Below are 12,932 nucleotides of genomic sequence, written 5' to 3'. Positions count from 1 at the left end.
CTAGGAGAGATCCAATGCGTACGTACGTAGGCGATCAAGAGGCCGTGAATGAGGCCGAGTTCAAGGAGCTCGCCAATGGCTCCCAGGGCAACTGGCACGAGGGCTTCCGGGAGTTATTCCTCGGCTTGACCGGCGAGTCCGCCGACGAGCGCGCCGCCCGCAGGGCCGTGGCCCGCGAGGTGTTGGCAGAGCTCCAGGAGCAGAGCGAGACGGACGACATCGCCCGGTTGAACGCGCTCTACGCCGAGCAGCTCAGCAGTGTCGTGCTGATGCGGGCCAAGGCCAGCACGCCGCGGACGCCGTTGGTGAGGGCGGCATGAGCGAGAACACGACAATGGCCGAGCAGGCCGCCGCATTCACGACAGTCGCAGGGCTGGCCAGCCGGTACCCGGAACTCCCCGCTGCGTACATCTGCATCCACAGCTCCTTCGTCTGCCAGCCCGAGGTAAACGTGCAGGCCCAGTCCTTCAGTGACTTGGAGGCATGGCGCGAGGCTCTCGGAGGCGACGTGATGCGCGTTGGCTGCTACCCGCTTGACAGGGGCGCCGCGTTGCAATTCTCGGTGGACCTGGATGGCGTGACCGTCAAGGTGTACGCCGTGGACCGCCTGGTCTCCGAGATTGAGGTTGCGGCATGAGTACGTTGACGGCGTGCGTCGCAGCACCTCCCGCGCTGAGCAGCAGCGAGAAGGCGATGCTGGGCGTCGTCATCCCGGCCGGCGGCGGCGTGGGTGGGCTGGGGCTTGCCTCCTCGTTCGACTCCGTCTCCAAGGCCGCAGGTCGCTGGGGTTTCACAGAGCCGTGGATGCTGCCGGTCGGTATTGATCTCGCCATCCCCGTGTTCACCGCGGCCAACCTCCTTTTGATCCGACTCGGGATGCCGCTGGCGTGGGTCCGATTCGTTCCCTGGGGGCTGACGCTCGTCACCTGCTGGCTCAACGTCGCGGCTGGGACATCGGCATCAGCGAAGATCGCGCACGGTTCAATGCCGCTCCTGTGGGTGGCCTTGGGCGAGATCGCGGCCCACATTTACGCCGTCCGCATCGGCGTGGCCACCGGGGCGCGGATGGAACGCATCCGTCATTCCCGCTGGCTGTTCTCACCGCTTACGACACTGCTGCTCTGGCGCCGCATGGTGCTGTGGGAGATCACTGACTACCGCGAAGCACTGGCGCTGGAGAAGCAGCGGCTGATGGTCCGTGCCGAGCTGCGCGAGGCGTACGGCCGCTCGTGGCGCAGGAGCGCGCCACGTCGTGACTTGGTGCTGCTCAAGCTGGGCGAGCTGGCTCCCGAGGGTGTTCTTCCGCCGTCGGACACGGAGGAACCACCACAGCCGCGCCGCAAGCGCAGGACGGACAAGAGCAACCCCCGCATGACCTGGGACGCGGCGATCGCCAAAGCGCGAGAGGTGACCGCTGACTGGCCCTACGGGGACCTGGACGCCGATCCCATTCGCAGGGCCGTCGGCTGCAGCCAGGAGCGCTCTCGCCAACTGCGAGACGCGCTCAGAGCCGACCGCCGTCGGCAGAACGCGGAAGTGGATCCCGTCGCGGCCACGGCCACGGCCACGGCCTGACGGCACACCCTCCGCAACCACTGTTCCACTCCTGTGAGTTGGGGCCCGGCCGCTGCTTTGGCGGGTAGGGCCGGGCCCCCGCCTCCCGTCATTCCGGAAGGAACTGTCAGTGAAACAAGAGGACTCCAACGATCACGAGAACGAGCTCTTCGAGCGCCTTGAGAAAGAGATGGACGCCGACTCTGGTGGGTCGGTGCTCGACTTCGGCAAAGGTCGGCGGAGCCGCCCTCGCCCGACTGAGTCGGCCGACTCCAGTGCCGCTGAGTCGGGCGACCCGGGCGACGCCCTCATGGTCGACCGCCCCGGCGGACCGTCGGGACCCGGCCTGATGGATCGGGTGCTCGGTTCGAAGCGGCGTCCGGTTATCCCGGCGTGGGCACGGTCGCGTACCGAGTTCAAGGCCGCCGGCAAGGGCGTCGCTGCGTACGCCTGGCACGTTGCCGCGTACCACGCGGTCCGCACTCCCTGGTACGCCCTGCGGCTCACGCTGCAGGTCCCGTGCGGGACCGTGCGGTTCGTCGCGGGCTCGGTGCGCTGGGTGGCGGACTCAGAGGGGGATCCGTTTCGCCGGGCAGCGGCCGACCGCGAGGACATCGGCGACTACCTGAAGCTCTCCCGCCAGCGGGACCGGCGGGTGCGCTGGCGCACGGTGGTGGCTGTCGTTGCCTCGATCTTCGGTATCACGACGGCGCTGGCCATGTACGTTCTCGCCCCGGCATGGCTACAGGTGCTGTCGGGTGCCGCGGCCGCCATGGCGCTGGGCTGGCTGGGGCAACCGGCCGACGATCCAGTTATCCACAGGGCTGTGGAGCTTACGAAGGCAACCAAGCTCACGAGCGACATCGTGCTTCGGGCCCTCGGCTCCCTCGGCATCCCTGCGATCAATCAGGCTCAGTCCAAGGGTGGGGAAGGCTTCGCATTTACTGCCCCCATTACCCGCGATGGCCCCGGCTGGCTGGCCGAGGGCGACCTTCCGTACGGCGTGACGGTGACGGACGTGGTCGACCGTCGGGAAAAGCTGGCCTCGGGTCTCCGCCGACCGTTGGGCACTGTGTGGCCCGAGGCGGTCCCCGACCAGCACACCGGCCGACTCAAGCTCTGGGTCGGGGACCAGGACATGTCCCAGACGAAGCAGCCGGAATGGCCGCTCGTCAAATCTGGGGCGGTCGACCTCTTCAAGCCCATCGCCTGGGGAACCGACCAGCGCGGGCGGTGGGTTGAGGTCACCCTCATGTACATCGCGGGCGTCATCGGTGCCATCCCGAGGATGGGCAAAACTTTCCTCCTGCGGCTCCTGCTTCTCATTGCCGCACTGGATCCCCGAGCTGAGGTGCACAGCTACGACCTGAAGGGAACCGGCGACCTGGACGCCGTCGGCAACGCCATCGGCTACCGGCACCGGGCTGGCGACGACGAGGAGGACTTCCTCTATGCCCTTGCGGCCATGCGTGAGCTGCAAGGCGAGTTGCGCCGTCGTACGAAAGTCATCCGTGATCTGCCCCGGGACATCTGCCCCGAGTCGAAGGTCACGACCGAGCTTGCCTCGAAGCGCTCGCTCGGACTGCATCCGATCGTGGTCGGCGTGGACGAATGCCAGAAGTGGTTCGAACACCCCAAGTACGGCAAGGAGCTTGAGGAGATCTGCACTGATCTCGTCAAGCGTGGTCCGGCCACGGGAATTGTGCTGCTGCTGGCGACTCAGCGGCCGGACGACTCCAGTCTCCCGAAGGGCATCTCCGCGAACGCCTCGGCGCGCTGGTGCCTGAAAGTCATGAGTCACATCGAGAACGACATGGTGCTTGGCACCGGCGCCTACAAGCGCGGCATTCGCGCGACCATGTTCGCGTGGGGCGACAAGGGCATTTGCTACTTCCTCGGTGAAGGAGCCGACGCTCGCATCGTCCGCTCGGTCGAGATCGACGCCGTGGTTGCCGAGCTCATCGCCCAGCGGGCCCGGAAGATGCGCGAGCGCCTCGGCACCCTCGCAGGGCATGCGCTCGGCGAGGAGCCCGCGGCCGACCCGGCTGCCTCGTACGACCTCCTGCGCGATGTCCTCGCGGTCGTTCCGGCCGAGGAGCCGAAGGCGTGGAACGAGGCCATCGTTGCCCGGCTCGCGGAGTTGCGCCCGGATGTGTACGCCGGCTGGGAGCCCGAGCAACTGACCTCCGCTCTCAAGCCGTTCGGGGTCCCGACGATGCAGGTATGGGGCAAGACCGAGGGCGGCAAGGGGGCCAACCGGCGTGGCATCAAGCGCGCCGACGCCCTCAATGCGATCGCGGAGCGTGACGGAAACGCCGACGCCGCATAGCCGTCCAGCGTCGCTGGACCTAGCGGGGACCCCTGCTAGGTCTAGCACCCCCGCTAGCAAGCAAAACCACCTGTGAGCAGGCCGCTAGCCTCTAGCGGCCCTCCCCGCCCACAACCCGATTCCTGTCCTGGGAGGGGCCTCATGACTCTTCTGCTCTCTGCTATGCCGGGCCTGATATTGATCGCTCTCTGCTACGCCGGGCTGTGCGCCGTGAGTCCGTTCGGTAACTGCCGCAAGTGCCGGGGGTTCGGCTTCCGCCTGAAGCAGAGTCGCCGAGGGCGGATCAGCCGCGGTCGTGATTGCCGTCGCTGTCGCGGCTACGGCAAGCGCATCCGTGTTGGACGCCACGTCTTCAATATCGCCTCCCGCCTTCACCGAGAAGGCACCCGCTGACCCTGCCTGAGAAAGGTGCCGTCATGGCCTTCGCGATCTCCTCCATCGTGCTGTTCGGCGTCCTCCTGGCCCTTCTCCTGCGCTTCAAGGCGCTCGGCGTCGGCGCCGCCGTGGTCGCCCTGCTCTTCGGCTTCTACGTCGCCAAGAGCGACGCCGCTCCATTCATCGACCAGATCATGTCCGCCGTCGCGAACACCCTCCGCAAGTTCTGACCCAGCAGAGGAGCCCACATGCCCGCCCCCACTCCCGTTTGGTTCCACAGTTTGACCGAGAGCGTGTACGCCCTCGGCGCTGCGGCTCGCGAGTACCGGATCGCCGACCAAGCGGCACGGATCGCCCGTTGGAACACCGACCCGACTCGCCTACTCCCTGTCGACGGCGTGCTGAGCGCGCCCGGGCCGGACTTCTTCCGCCCCCACGACGACGCGCTGTGGCAGCTCGGAGAGCTGTACAGGGACTTGGAGAGCCGCACCAAGAGGCTGTACGAGAACACCGCCCTGGCCTACGCGCATGGCACGGCCGCGGTATTGGAGTCCGTACTCAAGGGTGAGTGTCCGCGATACGTCGGACTCAGCCATAGCCACGGCCGCTACACAGTGCCCGGAGAGCCACTGCCCGACCTTCGGGAAGCCCTCGGCGAGTGGGCCGGTAGCCAACGGCTCGCCGGCTTGCGAGACGAGGTTCTCAAACGAGAACGCGCCCACGCTGCGGTCAACGGCCTTGACTGGCTTGACGACTTGGTGGGCGATGAGGTTGCCGAGGTTGACAGCTCTCCGCAATTTGCCGCCGGACTGGCGGACAGTGCCTATGCCTACGGCGAGAGCGCCGAAAGCGCCCTGCACTTTCTGCTTCTGGCCACCAGGACCACCCGCACTCCCGAGGAGCATTAGTGACGAATGAAGCGAGCAGCCCCGGAACCGCCCCCAACCTCCCGGATCTCGATCTCGCCTACGCGGGCGCCCCGAGTGTCAGCGAGGAAATCGGCTGGCTTGGCGAGCACGCCTCCGGCCGCCGGTTCGGTCAGGAACAGGACCGGGAGTTCTGGCTCCGCAAGGCCGCAGTCCTGGACCGCATCGCGCTCAAGGAAGCAGCCACCTACGCCCCGGAAGTTGCCGCAGAGGCGATGGAGACCGCCGACCAGGCCGCGCTGCAGCTGATCGAGTACGACGTGGCGCACACGGGCCTCAGCCTCAAGGGGGCGGAGCTGGTCACTGGCTCGGACCACCGCGAGTACGTCCGCCAGGAGTACCGCGCTTGGAGCTGACTCAGCTCTCCTGAACGTACCCGGGGCAGTGGTCGACGGGTCAACGCAGCCCACTGCCCCGGCTCTCCCATCCCATCCAATGAAACAGGAGGTGCTATCAGGATGCACCAAAGCACTCCCTGCCCGCTGCCCCGGGCTGCTCATGAAGCAGCTGAGCGCGGCTGGCACGTCTTTCCCCTGGTCCCCGGCGGCAAGCGCCCGGCCATCCGTTCGTGGGAGCAGCGCGCGACGACCGACGCCGAGCGCATCGCCCGGTGCTGGGCGACCGGAAACTACAACCTCGGCATTGCCGCCGGTCCCTCCGCTCTCGTGGTTGTCGACCTGGACATGCCGAAGCACGCCGAGGACCTCCCGCCCGCCGGGATTCCCTCGGTGGTGACCAACGGCGCAGACATGCTGGCCAAGCTTGCTGAGGGGCACGGCCAGCGGTACCCCGGCGGGACCTATACGGTCCGTACCGCCAGCGGCGGTACTCACCTCTACTTCACTGCCCCCGCAGGCAGGGAGCTGCGTAACACGGCGGGAAATCTCGGCTGGAAGGTCGACACCCGCGCCGTCGGCGGCTGCGTAGCTGGTGCGGGCAGCGTCGTGGACGGCAAGCCGTACGTGGTCGTGCACGACGTGTCCCCGGCTCCGCTGCCGGACTGGCTCGCCACGCTCCTTGCTCCGGCGCCTCTGCCTCCGCAGGTGCCCGTCGCAATGCCGCTGATCGCCACGGACCGGCACAGTGCGTACCTGCGCGCGGCCGTCGCGGGCGAGCTGGAGCGGGTCACCCGTGCTCGTACGGGCAACCGCAATAACGCCCTCTACCAGGCGGCCGTAGCCCTCGGACAGCTCGTCGCCGGCGGCGAGCTGGAGGCGGGCGACGTGGCCGACTGGCTCGCCGCTGCTGCTGTCCAGAACGGCCTCGCCGAGACGGAAGCCCGGCTGACGGTCGCCTCCGGCCAGCGCGCCGGAGCGAAGAAGCCGCGGACCGTTGCACGGAGGGCCGCGTGAACGAGCCCCCGTACAACCCGCCCCATCTGTACTCCGCACACGCTGGCTCGGAGCCACAGCCTCTACAGCCTGCACAGCAGCGCATGCGCACCGCCTGGACCGCTGATGAGCTTATGGCGACCGAGTTCCCGGCGCCCCGTTGGGCCGTGCCCGGCCTTATCTCCGAGGGGGTCAACCTCCTCGCCGGCCCGCCGAAAGTCGGCAAGTCCTGGCTCTCTCTCGGCCTAGCGCTCTCGGTCGCGGCCGGAGGTATGGCCATGGACAGCGTGCCCGTGGAGGGCGGTCCGGTGCTCTACCTCGCACTGGAGGACACTGCCCGTCGGCTGCAGTCGCGCATGGGCAAGATGCTCGGCTCGGATCGGGCGCCCTCGAACCTGACGCTGGCGACCTCCTGCCCCCCGCTTCCGCAGGGCGGGGGCGAGGCCATCTCTCAGTGGGTGGAGCGCAATCCGGACGCACGGATGGTCGTGATCGACGTCTTTGCCAAGATGCGTGGAGTGTCCGCCCCTGGATCCTCCGCGTATGACGCGGACTACGCGGCCGTCGGCCACGCCAAGCGGATCGCGGACCACTACGGCATTGCCGTGGTGCTGGTGCACCACGTCCGCAAGGCCGCATCGGACGACTTCCTTACGGAGGTCTCCGGCACCAACGGCCTCGCCGGAGCAGCAGACGCGACGCTCGTACTCAAGCGCGCCCGCGGCCAGGCCGACGGCGTCCTGCACGTCACCGGCCGCGACGTGGACGAGGCCGAATACGCGCTCCGTTTCTATGCGGAGGCCGGCGCCTGGCAGCTCCTCGAAGGTCCTGCGGCTGACCACACCATCGGCGACACCCGGGCCACGATCCTGCGCTACGTCCGTGCGCATCCCGGGGCCAAGCCGAAGGCGATCGCCGAGGGAACGAACCTGGATCCGACCCTCGTCCGTCAGACCTGCTCGCGCATGGCGAACGATGTCCAGCTCATCAGGAAGGCCGGGGGCTATGTCGTCCCAGGCGAGAACGGGGGACAGGCATGACGAGTCACAGCCGTCACAGTGTCACTGCAGTCACCCTGCCCCACCTCTTCCGACCGTCAGAGATCGCCGAAGCCCTCGGCTGCTCCGAGTGGTGGGTGAAGGAGCAGGCACGGCAGCGGCGCATCCCGTTCACGCGGCCCGGCGGGGCGTACCGCTTCACGTCGGAGCACTTCGCGGAGATCGTCCGCGTCTTCGAGGAGCGCCCCCTCCGGAGCCAGGAGCCCACAGCCGAGGGGCGTTCGCTCCCGCGTTCCCGTCGCACGAAGCAGTCCGTTCCCGTGGCCGCTCGCCTCAGTGCCAAGCGCCCGCGACGAGCCATCCGCGCGGAGCCCGCGCTTGCCGCGTGAATCGCCAGAAGGGAGAAGGACATTGGGATACGGAGAGAAGCGTGCCAACTACTACCGAGGCCGGTACTGGATCGCGCCCGGCGTGCTCCGCACCGTCGTGGACGCCAACGGCGCGACGGTGCGCTTCACCACCAAGCGCGAGGCCGCGAAAGCTGCGAACGACCACGAGGCCAAGGTCAGGGACGGAGCCTGGCGTGACCCGAATGCAGGGAAGGAAACCTTCGGCGAGTACGTGAATCGCTGGTACGAGGCGCAGGACCTCGCCGCTTCCACCATGCAGAACTACAAGCGGCACATCGAAGAGCACCTTCTCCCCGAGTTCGAGGACAAGGCCATCGCCGACATCCAGCCCACGGACATCGGCGCCTGGGAGAAGAAGGAAAGAGCGCTCTACGCGGCGTCCAGCGTGAAGACCTGGCGGGGCACGCTGCATCTCATCCTTGCCGACGCAGTGGACGAAGGGCTCCGGGATTCCAACCCGGCGACCAAGCGCCGAGGCCGAGGCAAGCGCGCCGGACGCTCACGCAACCGCGGTCCCGAGAAGGTGGTGACCGATGCGCTCGGCATGCTGCTCATCGCCGAACGGGCCTCGCTGCTGTCTGGTCGTGACGACGAGTTCGTAGCCGTGATCCTGAAGGGCTACACCGGCATGCGATGGGGCGAAGTCGTCGGCCTGGAGACCGAGTTCGTACGTCCCTCCGAGGTGCGCGTGGAGTGGCAGCTCTACGAACTGGACTCGGGGGAGTTGCACCGCTGCCCGCCCAAGGACGACTCGTATCGCAGCGTCGACACCCCCGACTGGTTGTCCGGACTGATCGCGAGCCACATCGCACGGACCAAGCCGAAGCCCTGCGAGTGCCACGGACTCACCTACGTGTTTCGTGGACTCAAGGAGTCCAATGCCGCGGCCCGTCAGCCGGGGCCGAAGCTCGTCGACGTCGCGCGGCGCGCAGGAGTCTCCACCGGAACAGTGTCGAATGTGCTGAACCGGCCGGACACCGTGCCGGAGTTGACGCGGTTCAAGGTGGAGACCGCCGTCGCTGAACTCGGCTACGTCCGCAGCGGCTCGTCGGGACAGTCCGCGCCGCACTGGCGCCGGACCGGATTCGCGACCTGGCTGTTCCAGCCGGCGGCGACGGGCTGGTACCCGAAGAAGGCTCCGCAGGAGGCACACCCGGTGCCTGTGCTGGCTCATCCGTGGCCGGGGGCGCCCGCACGCGGCCGAAATGCCTCCGGCCGCGCTGAGGCGTGCTGGCTGCCGATCGCGAAGGGCCTCACCCCGCACGGGCTCCGACACTCGCATAAGACGGTCATGGAGGAACTCGGTACCAGACCGAAGCTCATGGACGAGCGCCTCGGTCACGAGGACGGCTCTGTCCAGGCTCGGTACACCCACGTCACGCCAACCATGCGGAGACGCCTCATGGACGGACTAACCGATCAATGGGAGGCAGCGCTGGCCGCACGCGCCGCGTTGTCTCCGTGCTCGCCGATTGCTGCGCTCGATGCCCTGCTCAGAGCTCGTCGGTAGCCTGCTCCCTCAGTCAGAATCCCGGGAGGTTCTGATCGGGTTACCCGAGCAGCGATCAGGCCCGGTTCGCTAACAAGCGGGCCGGGCCTGATCTGCGATATGCATGGCCATCGCCACGAAGCATGGCTCCTGGCGCGCTCCGAGAAGCAGGACACCGCCGCGACGTGGAAGAAGACCTTCGGGCACCATCCGCTGATGGGGTTCGCCGACCACGGCCGCGGCGGGTCCGGTGAACCGGTCGTGGGCCGATCCGGCCTTTTGAGACGTCACATGCTGAGTGTTGCTCATGAGTTATGCCGAAATCGCCGTAGAGCTTGGCCAGGAGTCAGTCTGCGGGCATCCGTGGTATCTGGAGCAAGGATCACAGCCATAGTGCGACGTTACCGGCAAAGACTTGGGCGTGGGGCTCGCTCCATCTTTTGCGCGGGCTGGCAGCTCGACGGAAACTGGCGATAGGGCCACTAGGCGGGAGGTACATCCATGGGCACCAAGGGAAACGGAGACTCTTCGCCCGATCGGGCCGCCCCTCCGGAGAGCGGCCACATGCCTGAAGCAGTGGCTGACAACGGGGAGGGGCCAGTTCCTCAGGCGCAACCCGACCAGGAACAAGAGCTGGAAGACGAGGAACTGGACTCGGACTTCCCGTACAACCTAGCTTCGGAGGATCGGGGGGCCTCAACTACTGACTTCCTCTCCGAAGATGTTTCAGCAATCTACCACCCGCTCATCGACGCAGAGCGATCATACTATCTTCGCGACTTGCAAGCTCGGCACGATCCCGAGGTGCAGAAGCATATCGCGATGCTTAGGTTCGCCATACTGCTCTTGATCACTGTCACGGTGATAGGACTCGGGATCTCTATCACCTTGGCCACGTATCAGCGGTGGATCGCCGCATCTGTAGTTGGTGGCGTCACGATCCTTCTCGCCATCATTCTTGGCTTCGCTGTGATCCACTTTAGGTCGAAGGTAGCCTCAACTCAGGTGCGAAAGCTTGAGGAGCTGACGCAAAAGTTTGAGGAAATCGCGAGAAAAGCGCCAGAAGATGAAACTAGGGGACAGACAGCGGAACAAAAAAGGCGAGCAAAGGATCAGCGTGAATTTTACCAAGGGTTGATCGATACCTATCATGCCATCACGAAGAAGCATGCCGCTCGATCGTTTCGTAGCAGCCAGATGGCCATGGGTATCGGATTCGGCCTATTGGTAACTGGAGCAACGGTCACCGTCTTTCAGCACGACATTACTGCACAGGTGACACTCGGATCCCTTACCGCGCTCGGAAGTGCATTCTCTGCCTATCTGGGCGCCACCTTCATTAGCGCGCACAACGAGGCGTTGGCTCAAATGAATTACTACTTTGGGCAACCGCTGATATCAACTTATTTGCTTGAGGCTGAACGGATGACCGAGACGATTGAGAAGCCGAAAAAGGATGTGGTTATGACCCAGGTTGTGGAAGCAGCGCTTGATGAAGCGGCGATTGCAGGCCAGGTTCTCCAGCCATCCGCGATTAATGGCGGCCTCCGCAGACCCTTGCGGCGCCGCCGAACCCAACAGTCAGTTCAATCCACCGAGCGGGCCGATGAGACTTCATGATTCGCGGCTGTTATTCGAGTCCATGGTTTCCGTTCAATGGCTATGCGGCGCCTTGGGCGCGTATGGCGTCGGCGATGTCGGTGAGATCCCACAGCGCCTCAGGGCGTCCCGCGCGGCCGGTCGGCCGATAAGCGGCAGGCGCGCAAATCGCCGCCAGCCGGGCCCGCGACGCACAAGAAGCCGGGGTGGCTTTCCGGGCGGTGGCCGCCGACTGCGCCTACGGCGACCACGATGCGTTCTGCGGCGAACTGGGCGATACGGGGCTGCCGTTCGGTGATGGCCATCAAACCGCGCCGGGGGACCTGGGCCTACCACGAGCAGGCGCACACGCCAGTCGATGCCGCCCGCGAGGTGATCGGGAATGGCCCGGACAAACCCGGGGACTGGAAGGCGGTCGCCCGCACTGCCGCGACGGGCACCCCGCTTTAGGCGCTTCTTCAGCGCTGCTGCACGCTCACCAAAGGCCAGCACGTCGTGCCACTTGGTCGTCCCGTCCACCGCAGGACATGGAAGCGCCCGACCGCTGGCGACGGGGGATGCACCAGCGATCGGGCTGTGGCCAAGACTAACAAGGCTGCTTGTGCGGCGGGAGCCGATTGCTCAGCTGCAACGACGACCTGTGATCGGGATCATGCAACGCGGTCCGCAAGGGAGATGGAACAGAGAACCAAGGGCACTACAGAGCGGACCGGAGGCACCCCGCCTGACGACCGGAGAACATGCCGTTGGTTGAGCCTAGTGTCTCGTGATCCTGTTTGTATCACTTTGAGTTGTTTGCAACGAGCTTCTTGATGTTGGTCTGGACGAGGCGGACCTTCGCCAGGATCTCTTCGGCGGTTGCGGTCCAAGTGAATGGTTTGGCCTCGGAGTTCCAGGAGTCGATGTAGTTGCGGATCTGTGTGATCAGGACGTTGACGCTGGCGAAGGTTCCGCGGCGGATCGACTGGCGGGTCAGCAGGCCGAACCAGGTCTCGATCTGATTGATCCAGGACGACCCGACGGGGGTGAAATGGAAGTGGACGTGTGGATGGTCGGCCAGCCACGCCTTCACCTCTGGCGTGGTGTGGGTGGAGAGGTTGTCCAGGACGACGTGGATCTCCTTTCCGGCGTGCGGCTTCACTGCCTTCTTCAGGAAGGCCAGGAAGTTCTTGCCGTTCCGGCTCGGCTTGCACTCGCCGATTACTTCGCCGGTGGCGACGTTGAGTGCGGCGAACAGGTTCGTGGTGCCGTGCCGGACGTAGTCGTGGGTGCGTTTCTCGGTGGCCGCGAAGGTGACGGGCAGTACCGGCTGGGTCCGGTCCAGCGCCTGGATCTGCGTCTTTTCGTCGATCGAGAGCACGACCGCGCCGCCCGGCGGGGCGAGGTAGAGGCCGACGACATCGGCGACCTTGTCCGCGAACGCGGGGTCTTTCGAAATCTTGAAGGTGCCGTTGCGGTGCGGCTTGAGATTCTCCTCGCGCCAGATCCGCGCGATGTAGTGCCAGGACACGGTGACGTTCTCGGTCCGCTTCACATACTTCGCCAGCTCGCGCGTCGACCAGTGCGAAAGACCGGTGCAGGCCGGCGGCGTCATACGCGTCAGCGCAATCACCCGCGCCCGAACCCGCGCCGGTACCTGTTCCCGGGCCCCGCCGGGCCGGTCGCCTTCCAGCCCGGCCAGCCCACGCTGGGCATAACGGGCCTTCCAGCGGTCCACGGTCGGCAGCGACACCCCGAGCAACTCGGCAATGTCCTTGCGCCGACGTCCCTCGCCCGACCACAGCACGATCCGGGCCCGCGTGGCTATATCCGCAGGCACCTCACGACTGCTCGCCAACTCCCGCAACTCAGCGGCCTGTTCCACGGAGAGCTCCATGCCAGCAGCAACGAGACACACGCGATCAAGTAACGCCAACAAAAT

Annotated in this window: 13 protein-coding genes; 12 read left to right on the top strand and 1 reads right to left on the bottom strand. The window is 66.2% G+C overall.

The genetic code is table 11. From position 1 onward, the window contains the following. Positions 1–14 precede the first annotated feature (14 nt). The 12 genes from J7I98_RS14515 to J7I98_RS14460 all read left to right on the top strand — a co-directional run bounded on the left by J7I98_RS14515 (position 15) and on the right by J7I98_RS14460 (position 11,032). A complete protein-coding gene (locus tag J7I98_RS14515) occupies positions 15–320 on the top strand; it encodes a hypothetical protein (RefSeq protein WP_214921067.1) in 306 nt (101 codons plus the stop codon). After that, positions 317–637 (top strand): hypothetical protein, encoded by a 321-nt coding sequence (locus tag J7I98_RS14510; RefSeq protein ID WP_214921066.1) that lies wholly within the window; start codon positions 317–319, stop codon positions 635–637. The genes J7I98_RS14515 and J7I98_RS14510 overlap by 4 nt, the downstream gene beginning before the upstream one ends. Then, the gene (locus tag J7I98_RS14505; RefSeq protein ID WP_214921065.1) at positions 634–1,575 is read left to right on the top strand and encodes a DUF2637 domain-containing protein; all 942 of its coding nucleotides are present in this window, start codon (positions 634–636) and stop codon (positions 1,573–1,575) included. Before J7I98_RS14510 ends, J7I98_RS14505 begins: the two co-directional genes overlap by 4 nt. Positions 1,576–1,744: 169 nt before the next feature. Next, positions 1,745–3,883: a cell division protein FtsK gene (locus tag J7I98_RS14500; RefSeq protein ID WP_214921112.1), complete on the top strand. Its 2,139-nt coding sequence runs from the start codon at positions 1,745–1,747 to the stop codon at positions 3,881–3,883. Between the two features lie 416 nt (positions 3,884–4,299). Then, positions 4,300–4,488, top strand: coding sequence for a hypothetical protein (locus J7I98_RS14495; RefSeq protein WP_214921064.1), 189 nt, complete (start codon positions 4,300–4,302; stop codon positions 4,486–4,488). A 51-nt stretch (positions 4,489–4,539) separates the two neighbouring features. Further along, positions 4,540–5,166, top strand: coding sequence for a hypothetical protein (locus J7I98_RS14490; RefSeq protein ID WP_214921063.1), 627 nt, complete (start codon positions 4,540–4,542; stop codon positions 5,164–5,166). Continuing rightward, positions 5,166–5,540, top strand: a complete 375-nt coding sequence (locus tag J7I98_RS14485; RefSeq protein WP_214921062.1) for a hypothetical protein — start codon at positions 5,166–5,168, stop codon at positions 5,538–5,540. The genes J7I98_RS14490 and J7I98_RS14485 overlap by 1 nt, the downstream gene beginning before the upstream one ends. A gap of 102 nt (positions 5,541–5,642) precedes the next feature. Continuing rightward, complete coding sequence (locus J7I98_RS14480; RefSeq protein WP_214921061.1) at positions 5,643–6,536, top strand: bifunctional DNA primase/polymerase; 894 nt, start codon at positions 5,643–5,645, stop codon at positions 6,534–6,536. After that, entirely contained in the window at positions 6,533–7,555 is a 1,023-nt protein-coding gene (locus tag J7I98_RS14475; RefSeq protein ID WP_214921060.1) for an AAA family ATPase, read from the top strand. Before J7I98_RS14480 ends, J7I98_RS14475 begins: the two co-directional genes overlap by 4 nt. Then, positions 7,552–7,902 (top strand): helix-turn-helix domain-containing protein, encoded by a 351-nt coding sequence (locus J7I98_RS14470; RefSeq protein WP_214921059.1) that lies wholly within the window; start codon positions 7,552–7,554, stop codon positions 7,900–7,902. Before J7I98_RS14475 ends, J7I98_RS14470 begins: the two co-directional genes overlap by 4 nt. Positions 7,903–7,924: 22 nt before the next feature. After that, positions 7,925–9,433 (top strand): LacI family DNA-binding transcriptional regulator, encoded by a 1,509-nt coding sequence (locus J7I98_RS14465; RefSeq protein ID WP_214921058.1) that lies wholly within the window; start codon positions 7,925–7,927, stop codon positions 9,431–9,433. A gap of 543 nt (positions 9,434–9,976) precedes the next feature. Continuing rightward, positions 9,977–11,032: a hypothetical protein gene (locus J7I98_RS14460; RefSeq protein WP_214921057.1), complete on the top strand. Its 1,056-nt coding sequence runs from the start codon at positions 9,977–9,979 to the stop codon at positions 11,030–11,032. Positions 11,033–11,792: 760 nt separating this feature from the next. Here J7I98_RS14460 and J7I98_RS14455 read toward each other — a convergent pair. Beyond that, entirely contained in the window at positions 11,793–12,875 is a 1,083-nt protein-coding gene (locus J7I98_RS14455) for an IS630 family transposase (RefSeq protein WP_308377759.1), read from the bottom strand. Positions 12,876–12,932 lie beyond the last annotated feature (57 nt).

The organism is Streptomyces sp. ISL-98, assembly GCF_018614055.1.
Taxonomy (GTDB): Bacteria; Actinomycetota; Actinomycetes; order Streptomycetales; family Streptomycetaceae; genus Streptomyces; species Streptomyces spiramyceticus.
This window is presented reverse-complemented; position numbering and strand designations above follow the sequence as displayed.